This is a genomic window from Streptomyces sp. NPDC093109 (assembly GCF_040701725.1).
Lineage (GTDB): Bacteria > Actinomycetota > Actinomycetes > Streptomycetales > Streptomycetaceae > Streptomyces.
Genome location: NZ_JBFBEZ010000003.1, coordinates 120624 through 133983, shown reverse-complemented (window position 1 = coordinate 133983; position 13360 = coordinate 120624). Strand labels below are relative to the sequence as shown.

At 74.0% G+C, this 13360-nt stretch carries 9 protein-coding genes; 5 read left to right on the top strand and 4 right to left on the bottom strand.

Features of this window, described 5'->3' with window-relative positions:
• Positions 1 to 18 precede the first annotated feature (18 nt).
• The 5 genes from AB0389_RS04935 to AB0389_RS04915 all read left to right on the top strand — a co-directional run bounded on the left by AB0389_RS04935 (position 19) and on the right by AB0389_RS04915 (position 8321).
• Complete coding sequence (locus AB0389_RS04935; protein ID WP_366393895.1) at positions 19 to 657, top strand: GNAT family N-acetyltransferase; 639 nt, start codon at positions 19 to 21, stop codon at positions 655 to 657.
• A 93-nt stretch (positions 658 to 750) separates the two neighbouring features.
• Positions 751 to 1971, top strand: coding sequence for a precorrin-6y C5,15-methyltransferase (decarboxylating) subunit CbiE (gene cbiE / locus AB0389_RS04930; RefSeq protein ID WP_366393894.1), 1221 nt, complete (start codon positions 751 to 753; stop codon positions 1969 to 1971).
• Positions 1972 to 2252: 281 nt separating this feature from the next.
• A complete protein-coding gene (gene cobT, locus AB0389_RS04925) occupies positions 2253 to 5357 on the top strand; it encodes a nicotinate-nucleotide--dimethylbenzimidazole phosphoribosyltransferase (protein WP_366393893.1) in 3105 nt (1034 codons plus the stop codon).
• A gap of 801 nt (positions 5358 to 6158) precedes the next feature.
• Complete coding sequence (gene cobA / locus AB0389_RS04920; protein WP_366393892.1) at positions 6159 to 7418, top strand: uroporphyrinogen-III C-methyltransferase; 1260 nt, start codon at positions 6159 to 6161, stop codon at positions 7416 to 7418.
• Between the two features lie 54 nt (positions 7419 to 7472).
• Positions 7473 to 8321: an RNA methyltransferase gene (locus AB0389_RS04915; protein ID WP_366393891.1), complete on the top strand. Its 849-nt coding sequence runs from the start codon at positions 7473 to 7475 to the stop codon at positions 8319 to 8321.
• A 15-nt stretch (positions 8322 to 8336) separates the two neighbouring features.
• Here the strand turns inward: AB0389_RS04915 and AB0389_RS04910 are convergent, their stop codons facing one another.
• From AB0389_RS04910 to AB0389_RS04895, 4 genes are read right to left on the bottom strand one after another with little or no spacing between them, the layout of a single operon-like run.
• Positions 8337 to 9830, bottom strand: a complete 1494-nt coding sequence (locus tag AB0389_RS04910; RefSeq protein ID WP_366393890.1) for an amidohydrolase family protein — start codon at positions 9828 to 9830, stop codon at positions 8337 to 8339.
• Positions 9827 to 10618: an ATP-binding cassette domain-containing protein gene (locus AB0389_RS04905; protein ID WP_366393889.1), complete on the bottom strand. Its 792-nt coding sequence runs from the start codon at positions 10616 to 10618 to the stop codon at positions 9827 to 9829. Before AB0389_RS04905 ends, AB0389_RS04910 begins: the two co-directional genes overlap by 4 nt.
• The gene (locus tag AB0389_RS04900; RefSeq protein ID WP_366393888.1) at positions 10615 to 12360 is read right to left on the bottom strand and encodes a dipeptide/oligopeptide/nickel ABC transporter permease/ATP-binding protein; all 1746 of its coding nucleotides are present in this window, start codon (positions 12358 to 12360) and stop codon (positions 10615 to 10617) included. Before AB0389_RS04900 ends, AB0389_RS04905 begins: the two co-directional genes overlap by 4 nt.
• A 6-nt stretch (positions 12361 to 12366) precedes the next feature.
• Positions 12367 to 13359 carry an ABC transporter permease gene (locus AB0389_RS04895; RefSeq protein ID WP_366393887.1) on the bottom strand — a complete coding sequence of 331 codons (993 nt, stop codon included), beginning with the start codon at positions 13357 to 13359 and terminating at the stop codon, positions 12367 to 12369.
• Between the last annotated feature and the right edge of the window lies 1 nt (position 13360).

The window sequence follows — 13360 nt, the reverse complement described above, 5'->3', positions numbered from 1 at the left end:
GAGGTTACGGAGCGGCGCATGGCTGGCACCTTCCCCAACATCTCCATCAGTACGGAGCGGTTGGTGCTGCGCCCCTTCGAAGAGGCCGACATCCCGGCGCACATCGAGATGATGAACGACGAGATGGTCACCGCCTGGACCCCCGTGCCCCACCCGTACACCCAGCGCGACGCCGAGGCATGGGTCAGCACCATCGCCCCCGCCGAGCGCCTGAACGGCCACGGAATCGCCTGGGCCGTCACCGAGTTCCTCACCCAGCGCCTCGTCGGCGTCGTCCGGCTGCGCAACACCAACTGGCACGCGCTCGCCACCGAGGCCGCCTACGTCACCGCCCCCTGGGCCCGCGGCGAGGGCTACGCCACCGAATCCGCGCTCGCCGTCGCCCAATGGCTCTTCCGCGACCAGAAGTTCGAGCGCATCGAAGTGCGCACCGCCGCCGACAACACCGCCTCCCAGCAGGTCGCCCAGAAGATCGGCTGCATCAGCGAGGGCGTCCTGCGCAACGCCTGGATAGCGCGCACCCAGACCGAGGACGGCGGCTGGACCGACATCCGCACCGACCTCATCGTCTGGAGCCTGCTGCCCGAGGACCTCGAAGGCGTCGCCGAACAGATGGCCGACGCGGGCGGCTACGCCTCCTTCACCGACTGGAACTGACCCGCGCCGGCCTGGACGAGTCGGACTTACTCGCCCGTTGCCGGGTACTGTCACCAGCGACGACCCGCCCGCGACTCCAGGAGACCGACAACCATGGCCGACCGCGTCACGGTGATCGGCTGGGACGGCTCACCCCTCGGCGACGCCGCCAGGTCCGCGCTCGCGGGGGCCACCCTGGTGGCCGGAGCCGCGCACCACCTGGCCCTCGCCGGCGTACCCGCCGACGCCGAACGCGTCCGCCTCGGTTCGATCGGCCTCGCCGCCCGCCGTATCGCAGGCCACCGCGGCAGCGCCGTCGTCCTCGCCGACGGCGACCCCGGCTTCTTCGGCGTCGTACGGACCCTGCGCGCCCCCGAGCACGGCCTGGAGGTCGAAGTCGTCCCCGCGGTCTCCGCCGTGGCCAGCGCCTTCGCCCGGGCCGGCATGGCCTGGGACGACGCCCAGGTCGTCGTCGCCCACCGCCGCACGCTCCGCCGCGTCGTCAACGTGTGCCGCGCGCACACCAAGGTCGCCGTCCTCACCTCCCCGGGCGCGGGACCCGCCGAACTCGCGCTGCTCCTCGACGGGGTCCACCGCACCTTCGTCATCTGCCAGGAGCTCGGCACCGAGCGCGAGAAGGTCACCGTCCTCACCTCCGACAAGGTCGCCGACCACGTCTGGCGCGACCCCAACGTGGTCATCGTCGTCGGCGGCGTCGGCACCGTCGTCTCCCCGGCCGGCGGCTGGATCGCGGGCCGCGACCCCGGCTACCCGCCGGCCGCGCGCGGCTGGGCCCTGCCCACCGAGGAGTACGGCATCGCCCTCGACGAGGGCGAGTCCACCTGGCTGCGCGCCGCCCAGCTCGCCCGGATCGGCGCCAGGACCGGCGACCTGATCTGGGACATCGGCTCCGGCAGCGGCGCCCTCGCCGCCGAGGCCGCCCGCTTCGGCGCGGCCGTCATCGCCGTCGACGAAGAACCGGGCGCCTGCGCCAGCACCGCCGCCGCCGCCCGCCGCGCCGGGGTCCAGCTCCAGGTGGTCCAGGGCCGGGCGCCGCACGTACTGGAGCGGCTGCCCGAGCCCGACGTCGTACGGATCGGCGGCGGCGGCATCGACGTCGTCATCGCCTGCGCCGACCGCCGGCCCGAACGCATCGTCACCCACGCGGCCACCAGGGACGAGGCGGAGGCCGTCGGCAGAGCCCTCGCGGAAGGCGGTTACGACGTGGAGTGCGCCCTGCTCCAGTCCGTCGCGCTGGACACCGGCGCGTGGTCAGAACGCGAGCGCTCCGTGGTCTTCCTGGTCTCGGGCAGACGACCGGAGAGCGGCCCCTGACCCCGCCGCCGGGCCGCGCGAGGTAGGCTGGCCCGTCGTTGTACCTCAGCCGGGCGTTCGTCGCTTCGTTCGTCAATGTCCGGAAAAGGGGCCCGTTTTGGCCGCTGATGTGGTACGGCGGAAACCGGGGGGACGCGCGACGGGGCGCGGCCCACAGCAGGCCGTCATGCGTGCCGCGCGGCGCCCACGCTCGTTGTTGATGACGGGCGCCGGAAGCGTCGCGGAGCGGGCGCCCCGGTCGAAGGGCCGAAGGAGCACAACCACATGGGCGAGGGGTACGCATGACTGACACCGGCCAGGTCCCGGGCGAGGGACTGCCGGAGAACGCAGGCATGGTGGAGCAGCCGGGCATCCCGGCCGCCGGCGCGTACACCTACCTCGACGCCTCCGAGCCCACGACCGAGCACGAGGACATCCTGCTGATGCCGAGCGCGCAGGGCGGCTGGAACGACCCCCAGGTCGTCCCCGCCGAGGCACCCGCCTACGCCGCGCCCGCCGGCTACGCCACCCCCGAGGGCTACGCACCGGTCCCGGAGGGCTACGCGGCACCGGCGGCCTACTCGCCCCCGGAGGGGTACGCGGTCCCCGAACAGCCCGTGGCGGAAGCGCCGGTGCCGCAGGCACCGCCCATAGAACAGCCGGCGGAACAGGCGCCGGAGATGTACGAGGCGCCGCAGGCGTTCCAGGCGCAGGCCGAGGCACCCGCGGCGGCGCCCGAGCCCGTGCCCGACCCCGCCCCCGAGGCGGCCCCCGAGCCCGTCGCGGAACAGCAGGACGCGCACGAGGCCGGCGGCCGGGACACCGGTTCCGTGGACCTCAGCGGCGTACGCGTCCCGCCCCCGGCGCCGGCCCAGGCGGCCCCCCAGGCCGCGGCCCCGGCCCGCAGGCCCCTGCACCTAGGCCCGCCGCTGCCCGACCCGACGGGCGGCGTGGTGCGCTCACTGGCCGACCGGGGCCCGGCGGACGCACCGACCCAGGCGGTACGGGTGGCACCCCCGGAGCCGGAGCCGGAACCCGTACCCGAGCCGGTACAGGAAGCCCCGGCGGAAACGGCTGCCCCGGAGCCCGAGTTGACGCCGGAGCCGGCGCCGGAACCTGAGCCGGAACCGGAACCCGCCCCCGAGCCGGAAGCCGCGCCCGCGGAGCCCGTCCAGGCGCAGGAGCCGACGCCGGACCCCGTACAGGAGACCCCGGCACCCGAGCCGGAACCCGAGCCGGCCCCTGAGCCCGAGCCGGAGCCGGCCCCCGTCCCGGAGCCCGAGCCCGTCCCGGAACCCGAGGCCGAGGCCGTACCCGCCCCGGAGGCGGCTGCCGAGCCCGAGCCCGAGCCGGTAGCGGCGCCCGAGCCCGAGCCGGAGCAGCCCGTAGCAGCGGCGGAACCGGCACCCGAGCCCGAACCCGTACCTGAGCCCGCTCCCGAGCCTGAGCCCGTGCAGGAAGCAGCGCCCGAGCCGGAGCAGTCCACCGCCCCGGAACCCGAGCCCGCCCAGGAAGCCGTGGAGCTCGCGGAACCCGCGCCCGCCCCGCAGCCCGAGCCCACTGCCGAGGCAGAGCCGGACCCGGAACCGCAGCCCGAGCCCGAACCAGCAGCAGAGGCAGAGGCAGAGGCAGGGGCGGAAACAGAAGCAGCGGCAGAGGCCCCCGCGCCCCGCCCGGCCGCCGCGCCCGCCTACGACGACGCCGACCGCGAGGCCGTGCTCCGCGTGATGCGCGAGCGCCGGGACATCCGTAACGGCTTCCGCCCCGACCCGATCCCGCACGAGGTGCTGCTGCGCGTCCTGGAGGCCGCGCACACCGCCCCCAGCGTGGGCCACTCGCAGCCCTGGGACTTCGTCGTCATCCGGTCCGCCGAGACCCGGCGGTCCATGCACGAACTGGCGCAGCGGCAGCGCGAGGCGTACGCCAAGTCGCTGCCCAAGGGGCGGGCCAAGCAGTTCAAGGAACTGAAGATCGAGGCCATCGTCGACACGCCGGTGAACATCGTCGTGACCGCCGACCCGACGCGCGGCGGCCGGCACACCCTCGGCCGGCACACCCAGCCGCAGATGGCCCCGTACTCCTCCGCACTCGCCGTCGAGAACCTCTGGCTCGCGGCCCGCGCAGAAGGCCTCGGCGTCGGCTGGGTCAGCTTCTTCGACGAGCGCGAGATGGTCCGCGCGCTGGGACTGCCCGAGCACCTCGACGTCGTGGCGTACCTGTGCATCGGCTACGTCGACGAATTCCCCGAGGACCCCGAACTGATGCAGGCGGGCTGGTCCAAGCGCCGCCCGCTGTCCTGGGTCGTCCACGAGGAGACGTACGGCCGCCGCGCCCTGCCGGGCGAGGACCCGCACGACCTGCTCAACGAGACCGTCGCCGGAATCCGCCCGCTGGACGCCAAGGCGCTGGGGGAGGCGTGGGAGCGGCAGAAGCGCATGACGAAACCCGCTGGTGCGCTCGGCATGCTGGAGATCATCTCCGCGCAGCTCAGCGGCTTGTCCCGGACATGCCCGCCGCCCATTCCCGAGCCCGCGGCCGTCGCGATCTTCGCCGGCGACCACGGCGTACACGCCCAGGGCGTCACCCCGTGGCCCCAGGAAGTCACCGCCCAAATGGTCGCCAACTTCCTCGGCGGCGGCGCGGTGTGCAACGCGTTCGCGAACCAGGTGGGCGCGGAGGTCTGCGTCGTCGACGTGGGCGTCGCGGGCGACCTCCCGGCGTCGGCCGGACTGCTGCCGCGCAAGGTCCGCGCCGGCACCGCCGACTTCACGACGGGCCCCGCCCTGACCCGCGAAGAGGTACTCGCCGCGATCGAAGTCGGCATCGAGACCGCACGCGATCTGGTGACCGCCGGCAACAAGGCGCTGCTCACCGGCGAGATGGGCATCGCCAACACCACCGTGTCCGCCGCGCTGATCTGCGTCTACACCGGCCAGGACCCGGCGGAGGTCACCGGCCGCGGAACCGGCATCAACGACGAGATGCACGCACGCAAGGTCGACGTCGTCCGCCGCGGCCTCGAACTCCACCGGCCGGACCCGGCCGACCCGATCGGCGTCCTCGCCGCGGTCGGCGGCCTGGAGCACGCCGCGCTGGTCGGCTTCCTCCTAGGCGGCGCGTCCATGCGTACGCCGGTCCTGCTGGACGGCGTGAGCGCGGGCGCGGCGGCGCTGGTCGCCCGCGCGATCGCCCCCGAGGCCCTCGCCGCCTGCATCGCGGGCCACCGCAGCGCCGAACCCGGCCACGTGGCAGCCCTCAACAAACTCGGCCTCCGCCCCCTGGTCGACCTGGACCTGCGCCTGGGCGAGGGCACGGGCGCGCTGCTGGCACTCCCGGTGATCCAGAGCGCGGCACGGGCGATGCACGAGGTGGCGACGTTCGATTCGGCGGGCGTAACGGAGAAGTAGAACCTCCCGGTTGGGGGCCGTGGTTTGTCTTGGGCGGGGCCCGGCGCACACGTGCGGGTGCTGGCCGGGGGCTTGGGCGTTTTGGGCTCGGCCCGGCGCACACGTGCGGGTTGTCGCCGGGTGCCCCTCCGGGGGCGGGGTCGCCTCCCGGCGAGGGGCCGTGGCCCGTCTTGGGCTCGGCCCGGTTCGTACCTGCGGGTGCTGGCCGGGGCCAAGGGTCCGTCACGGGCTCAGCCCGGTGGGTACCTGCGGGTGCTGGTCGGGGGCCGGGGTCCGTCTTGGGCTCGGCCCGGTTCGCACCTGCGGGTTGTTGCCGGGGTCCCCTCCGGGGGCACATGCCCGGACTGCACGATTTACGCCGCGTGCGGGCCGGACCGTACCCGCGGGTCTCGCTCAGCGGCACAAATCGCGCTTTACGTCCGGACACATACCCCCTGCGGTGCCCCCTTCACCGGCCCGTCACGGACCCACCCGCCCCGGCCGGGCCGGGTGGTTTGTGCGCGAGCCGTCCACCGACCGGAGGGGGCCGGGGTCGCAGGAGGTGACGTCCCCGGATGTAAAGCGCGATTTGTGCCGCTGTACGCACCCGCGGTCGAAGAACCGGCCCGCACGCGGCGTAAATCGTGCATCCGGGGATGCGCCTCCGGAGTGCCCCGGCCCCCGGCACGGGACCAACCGGCCCGGACCCCGCACCAGCCCAAGACCCACGGCCCCCTAGCCGGGAGGCGACCCCGTCGGGAGGCGCAAGCCCACCGTAAAGTGACCTCAACACCACCCCGCCCCCGAGGAGCCCCCGCCGACATGGCCGAGCACGTCCAGACCGCGCCCCCGCGTGACCCGCACCCCGCCTACCCCGTAGGGCTCCGCCTGGCCGGGCGGCGCGTCGTTGTCGTCGGCGGGGGTCAGGTCGCGCAGCGCAGGCTGCCCGCGCTCATCGCGGCCGGTGCCGACATCGTGCTGGTGTCGCCGTCCGCGAAGCCCTCCGTCGAGGCCATGGCGACGGCCGGTGAGATCCGCTGGGAGCGGCGGCGTTACGAGGAGGGCGACCTCGACGGCGCGTGGTACGTGCTCGTCGCGTCCAGCGACCCCGACGCCAACCGCACCGCCTCCGCCGAGGCCGAGCGCGCCAGGGTCTGGTGCGTACGGAGCGACGACGCGGAGGCCGCCACGGCGTGGACCCCGGCGACGGGCCGCAGCGACGGCGTCACCGTCGCCGTGCTGACCGGCAGGGACCCGCGCCGCTCCGCCGCGGTGCGGGACGCCGTCGTGGAGGGCCTGCGGGACGGCACGCTCGCGGCGCCGCGGCGCCGCGCAGGCACCCGTACCGGCGAGACCCCCGTCGTCGCCCTCGTCGGCGGCGGCCCCGGCGACCCGGATCTGATCACGGTCCGCGGCCGCAGGCTCCTCGCCGAGGCGGACGTGGTCATCGCGGACCGGCTCGGCCCGCGCGATCTGCTCGACGAACTGCCGCCGCACGTCGAGGTGATCGACGCGGCGAAGATCCCGTACGGCCGGGCCATGGCGCAGGAGGCGATCAACGAGGCGCTGATCGAGCACGCCAGGGCGGGCAAGGCCGTGGTCCGGCTCAAGGGCGGGGACCCGTTCGTGTTCGGGCGGGGGATGGAGGAGGCGCACGCGCTCGCGGCGGCGGGGATCGCGTGCACGGTCGTGCCGGGGATCTCCAGCTCGATCAGTGTGCCGGGTGCCGTCGGGATCCCGGTCACGCACCGGGGGGTGGCGCATGAGTTCACCGTGGTCAGCGGCCATGTCGCGCCGGACGACGAACGTTCGCTCGTCGACTGGGCGGCGCTCGCCCGGCTGCGCGGCACGCTCGTCGTGCTGATGGGGGTGGACAAGATCGGCGCGATCGCGCGGGCGCTGGTCGAGCACGGCAAGGCGCCGGGGACGCCGGTCGCGCTGATCCAGGAGGGGACGACGGCGGCGCAGCGCCGGGTGGACGCGACGCTCGCGACGGTCGCGGAGGTGGTACGGGCGGAGGGGGTACGGCCGCCGGCGGTCATCGTGATCGGCGAGGTAGTAGCGCTGGGCGACGGCCGCTAGGCCCACAGCCCCCCCACACCCAACATTCCCCCGAACGGCGAGGCAGATCAACCCGTGGCCGAACTCATCACCGTCGACGACCCCGAGGACCCGCGCCTGCGCGACTACACCGGTCTGACCGACGTCGAGCTGCGCCGCCGTCGCGAACCCGCCGAGGGGCTGTTCATCGCCGAGGGGGAGAAGGTCATCCGCCGGGCGGAGCAGGCGGGTTACGCGATGCGGTCGATGCTGCTCTCGGCGAAGTGGGTCGGCCCGCTGCGGGATGTCATCGACGCGGCGAGCGCGCCGGTCTTCGTGGTCGACCCAGAGCTGGCGGAGCGGGTCACGGGTTACCACGTGCACCGCGGCGCCCTCGCCTCGATGGCGCGCGAGCCGCTGCCCGCGGTGGCCGAGGTGCTGCGCCCGGCGCGGCGTGCGCGGCGTGCGCGGCGTGTCGCGGTGTTCGAGGACATCGTCGACCACGCGAACCTGGGGGCCGCCTTCAGGAACGCCGCCGCTCTGGGCGTCGACGCGGTCCTTCTCTCGCCGCGCTGCGCCGATCCGTTCTACCGGCGGTCCGTGAAGGTCTCGATGGGCGCGGTGTTCCAGGTGCCGTGGACGCGTTTCGCGTCCTGGCCCGAAGACATCGGGATCCTCCGTTCCGAGGGCTTCACGGTCGCCGCGCTCTGTCTGAGCGACCGGGCGATCACCCTGGACGAGCTGGCCGGGCGGGCCGCGCGGGACGAGGGGAAGCTCGCCCTGGTCTTCGGTACGGAGGGGGCCGGTCTCACCCCCGGGGTGCTGGCCGCCGCCGACGAGCATGTCCGTATCCCGATGGACGCCGGTGTCGACTCGCTCAATGTGGCGGCGGCCTCGGCCGTGGCCTTCTACGCGACGCGCCCACGGCCCGCCGGGCTCGGCTGACCCGCGTCCGCCCCGTCATCCCTCCAGCGCGTTCCAGGTCCACCGGCCGCCGAGGAGGGTGCCCGTGACCACGGTGTCGCGGAGGCGTTCTACGGGGATCGCGGTGGGGTCCTGGTCGAGCACGATGAGGTCCGCCGGGTCGCCGACGGCCACGCGCGTGCGCCCGCGTGCACTCGCGGCGAGGGCGACGGACCGGGGCAGGCGCTGTTCCGGGTGCCAGCTCCGCCGGTCGTCGCGTGACCTGGTGACGGCGGCGGAGATCGCGTGCCACGGGTCGAGCGGTGCGACGGGCGCGTCCGATCCGAGGCGCAGCGTCGCGCCGGCGTCGTACAGCGAACGGAAGGCGAACGCGCGGTCGGTGCGGCCGTGCCAGTAGCGGTCGGCGACATCGCGGTCGTCCATCGCGTGCTCGGGCTGGACGCTGGCGACGATGCCGAGCCGGCCGAAGCGCGCGAAGTCCCGCGCCGCGACGAACTGCGCGTGCTCGATGACCCCGGTGATTCCCAGCTGCTCGAACGCGTCGATCACCTGGCTGTTCGCGCGGTCGCCGATCGCGTGGACGGCCACGGCGATTCCCGCCCGGTCCGCCGTGCCCAGCAGGTCGCCGAGTTCGTGCGGCGCGACGCTCCGCACTCCGCAGCGGTGCGGGGCGGTGGGGTCCGTGCCGGGGTACGGGTCCCAGCACAGGGCGGTCCTGGTGTTGAGGGATCCGTCCACGACGATCTTGAGCCGGCCGACGGTGACGAGTCCCTGTTCGTCGAGGGGCACTCCCGTGCGGTACCCCTGCTCGATCGCCGCCGAGAGGCGGCCGGGCCAGACCGATGCCTCGACGCGGAGCGAGGTCACACCGGCGGCGACCCGGGCGGGCCAGTCCCGTACGTTGTCGGCGTTCTCGAAGTCGACGATGCCGACGACCCCACGGCCGGCCGCGTCCCGCGCCGCTTCCCGGTAGGTGGCGAGGGCGGGAGCGGTGTCGTGGTCGAGCCGGTCGAGGGCCTCGATCCACGGCGCCTCCCGGAGCAGCCCCGAGGAGTCCACCGTGACCCCGAGCAGCGTGGCCGCCGCCGAGTTGAGCCATCCGCAGTGCAGATCGCCGCTGATCAGCACGGTGGGACGGGCGGGTGCCGCCGCGTCGAGGGAGGCGAGCGAGGGGGCGTCGGGCCAGAGCGCGTCGCGGAACCCGTACCCGACGGTGACGCCCGTGTCCCGGCTCCCGGTGGGCGCTGCCCCGGACCGTACGAGCGCGAGCACCTCGGCCGCGCTCGCCGTCGCGGACAGGTCGAGCCGGCCGCGGCGGATCACCCACTGGGTGAAGTGGACGTGTTCGTCCCAGAGCGCGGGCCGCAGCCACCGCCCGTCCAGCCGTACTTCGGCGGCCCCGTCGTGCCGTACCGTGCCGGCCGGGCCGATCGCGGTGACGCGGCCGGCGCTGATGAGTACATCGCTGGGCGCTTCGGCTCCGGGGAGCAGGGCGCCGCGCAGGAGAAGCTCCGCGGGGGGCGTGTTCATCGCGTCGTACCTCCGTCGAACGGCTCGCCGAGCACCGGGATCGCGGCCAGCAGTTCGCGGGTGTAGGGGTCCCGCGGCGCCGACAGCACGCTCTCGGTGGCGCCGGACTCGACGATCCGGCCGTCGCGCATCACGCTCACCGTGTCGCACACATAGCGCACCACGGCCAGGTTGTGCGAGATGAAGAGGATGGTCAGCGCCAGTTCGGCCTGGAGTTCGCGCAGCAGATTGAGCACGACGCCCTGCACCGAGACATCGAGGGCCGAGGTGATCTCGTCCGCGATGATGACGTCAGGTTCCGCCGCGAGCGCCCGGGCGATCGTGATGCGCTGACGCTGCCCGCCCGAGAACGCCGAGGGAAGGTCCCCGGCCCGGTCCGGGCCGATGTGGACCATGGCCAGCAGCTCACCGACCCGCCGGCTCCGCTCGCTCCGTGACCAGCGCCGTCCCGTGGCGCGGGTGGCCTCGGCGATCGACGCCCCGACCGGCATTCTCGGGTCCAGCGCCGCGTACGGGTCCTGGAACACCAGCTGTACGCGCCGCCGCGCCCGGCGCGCGGCCGCGGAGCCGCCGACGATATCGGCGCCGTCCAGCCGTATCGCACCGGTCGCGGGCCGTACGAGGCCCACCGCCGTGGCGGCGAGGGTCGACTTGCCCGAGCCCGACTCCCCTACCAGGCCGTGGACCCGGCCCGAGGCGACGGTGAGGTCGATGTCCCGGACGGCGAGGTGCGCGCCGGCGCCGTGACCGTAGCGCACGGACACGTCCGCGAATTCGAGGGTGGTCATACCGGTTCCTCCACTTCCTCCACAGCGGTGCCCGCTTCGCCGATGACCGGCAGCGGTCGGGAGCGGTCGGTCGTCATGTGCGGTACGCAGGCGATGAGCGCGCGGGTGTACGGATGGCTCGCCTCGTCGAGCCGCGCGGCCGGCAGCTCCTCGACGATCTCCCCGTCCTTCATGATCACGAGGCGGTCGCAGAAGCCGCTCACGAGGGCGATGTCGTGCGAGATCAGCAGGATGGCGCTGCCCGTCTCGCGCTGCGCCGCTCGGAGCACGCGCAGCACCTGACGCTGGATCGTCACATCGAGGGCGGTCGTGGGTTCGTCGGCGATGAGCAGGCGCGGCTGCCCCATGAGCCCCGCCGCGATCATGGCCCGCTGCCGCATGCCGCCGGACAGCTGATGCGGGTACTGGCGCAGACACCGGTCCGGGTCCTCGATCCCGACGGAGGCGAGCGCCTGCCGGGCGCGGCGCCGTGACTCCGCCCGCGGGACGCCCTCGTGCGCCTCGACCGCCTCGGTGAGCTGCCGCCGGACAGTGAGGGACGGATTGAGCGAGGTGAGTGGATCCTGGAAGACCATCGCCAGCTCCAGGCCGAGCCGGTGGCGCTCGGCGGCCGTCGGTTTCGCGGTCATGTCGATGCCCGCGAACCGCAGCGCCGTGGCGTCGATCCGCGCCTCTGTACCGAGGAGGCCGGCGAGGGCCATGGCCGTCACGGACTTGCCGGATCCCGAGGCCCCGACGATACCGACGGTCTCGCCCGGCCGGACGGCGAGCGTGACTCCTCGTACGCGCTCGACGAGTTGGCCCGACCGGTCGGGGAAGCTCACGCGCAGCTCCTCGATCTCGGCGATCGCGGCCTGCTCGGCCGGCTGGTGCGCCGGCCTCTCCGCCGCCGGGTGCGGAGGGGACGTACGGTGTGCGACGGCCGTCCGGGAAGCGGCCTCGCCCGCCAGCAGCCCGACGGAGTTGAGGACGAAGCCGGTGAGGACGATCGCGATGCCGGGGCCGAGCGCCGCCATCGGGTTCACATAGATGTCCGCGACGCCCTGGCGCAGCAGACTTCCCCAGTCGAAGGCCGGCGCCTGGACGCCCAGTCCCAGGAACGACAGCCCCGCGAAGGAGACCAGCGTCCCCGACGCCAGCGCCGCCGCGTTGACGAGCAGCGGGGGCAGGATGTTGGGCAGGACATGGCGGCCCACGATGCCCGCCGGCCCCACTCCGACGATCCGGGCCGCCCGTACGAAGTCCCGCTCGCTCACCGACGAGGCCAGTGTGTAGGTCAGCCGGGCGAAGGTGGGGACGCCCGCGAAGCCCACCGCGAGCATGGCCGCCGTGGCACCCGCGCCCCAGATCACCGAGAAGAACAGCGTGAGCAGCAGCCAGGGGAACGACAGCAGGATGTCGATGAGCGAGGTCAGCGCCCAGCGCAGCGGGCGCGGCAGTACGGTCGCCACCACACCGAGGACCGCCCCGCCCACGACCGAGAGCGCCGTCGCCCCGAGCGCGAGCAGCACCGACAGCCGGGTCGCGACCAGGACCCGGGCCAGCAGATCGCGGCCCAGGCTGTCCGTGCCGAACGGGTGGGCCGCGCTGGGCCCCTCACTCCGGTGGGCCACCGACACCGTGGTGGCGGTGTGCCCCCACACCAGCGGTGCGAGGACGGTGACGAGCACGAGTACGAGCGTCACGGCGACGATCGTGATGCCCTGCGGAGTACGCAGCTTGTGGCGGATGCCGGACCGCATGGTGCGTCAGCCCTTCGTGATCGATGAGCGGGGGTCCACGGTGGCGATGATCAGGTCGACGAGCAGATTGAGCCCGAGGACCATGACCGCGTACACAAGAACGACCCCTTGGATCATCGGATAGTCCTTGGAGGTGATGGACGAGACGATGGTCGATCCGAGCCCGGGGATCGCGAACACGGTCTCGATGATCACCGTGCTCGCCACCAGCCCGGTCAGGACGAGGCCCCCGGCCGTGAGCGACGCGGTGATCATGTTCGGCAGCGCGTGCCGGAGATGGAGCAGCCGGGCGGGCAGCCGCTTGGCGCGGGCGGTCGTCATGTACGGGGTGCCGAGGACCGCGAGCATCTCGACATGCACGATCCGGGCCAGATACGCGAGCGGCCCGACGGCGAGGGCCAGCACCGGCAGGACGGCCTCGGGCGGGCTGCCCCACCCGGCCGCGGGAAGCAGCTTCAGGGTGATGGCGAACAGGGCGATGAATCCCACGGCGAGAAGGAAGTTCGGGATGGCGATCAGCGCGCCGAGCAGCCAGGAGACCCCGGCACCGAGCCGTCGGCGCCGCCCGCTCCACGCCGACACGGCCGTCGCGACCCCGAGGGGCACCGCCCCGACCAGAGCGACGAGGAAGGCGAGGCACGCCAGGGCGAGCGTCGTGGGAAAGCGCTCGGTGAGCGTGGCGGCGACCGGCCGGTGGGACTGGAGCGAGACCCCGAACTCACCGCGGAACAGCCCCGACACGTAGTCGGTGAACTGCTGGAGCTGAGGTCTGTCCAGCCCCAGCTCCGCCCGGGTGCGGGCGACGAGCTCCGGTGTCGCGCTGGGCCCGAGGGCCGCCCGGACCGGATCCCCCGGCACGAGAGGCAGGATCAGGAACGTGGCGACGACGACGATGACGAGCGAGACCAGCGCCCGGGCGACCCTGGTGAGCACGAACCGCGCGCGGGGCGGCAGGGGAGCCGGTCTCCGTACCGGGCGCGCGGTCGAGGAGATCGTCATG

What these genes read in the sequence shown, in the direction of transcription:
- AB0389_RS04935 (WP_366393895.1), top strand. Translation starts at nt 19, where the DNA reads ATGGCTGGCACCTTCCCCAACATCTCCATCAGTACGGAGCGGTTGGTG.
- cbiE (WP_366393894.1), top strand. Translation starts at nt 751, where the DNA reads ATGGCCGACCGCGTCACGGTGATCGGCTGGGACGGCTCACCCCTCGGC.
- cobT (WP_366393893.1), top strand. Translation starts at nt 2,253, where the DNA reads ATGACTGACACCGGCCAGGTCCCGGGCGAGGGACTGCCGGAGAACGCA.
- cobA (WP_366393892.1), top strand. Translation starts at nt 6,159, where the DNA reads ATGGCCGAGCACGTCCAGACCGCGCCCCCGCGTGACCCGCACCCCGCC.
- AB0389_RS04910 (WP_366393890.1), bottom strand. Translation starts at nt 9,830, where the DNA reads ATGAACACGCCCCCCGCGGAGCTTCTCCTGCGCGGCGCCCTGCTCCCC.
- AB0389_RS04905 (WP_366393889.1), bottom strand. Translation starts at nt 10,618, where the DNA reads ATGACCACCCTCGAATTCGCGGACGTGTCCGTGCGCTACGGTCACGGC.
- AB0389_RS04900 (WP_366393888.1), bottom strand. Translation starts at nt 12,360, where the DNA reads ATGCGGTCCGGCATCCGCCACAAGCTGCGTACTCCGCAGGGCATCACG.
- AB0389_RS04895 (WP_366393887.1), bottom strand. Translation starts at nt 13,359, where the DNA reads ATGACGATCTCCTCGACCGCGCGCCCGGTACGGAGACCGGCTCCCCTG.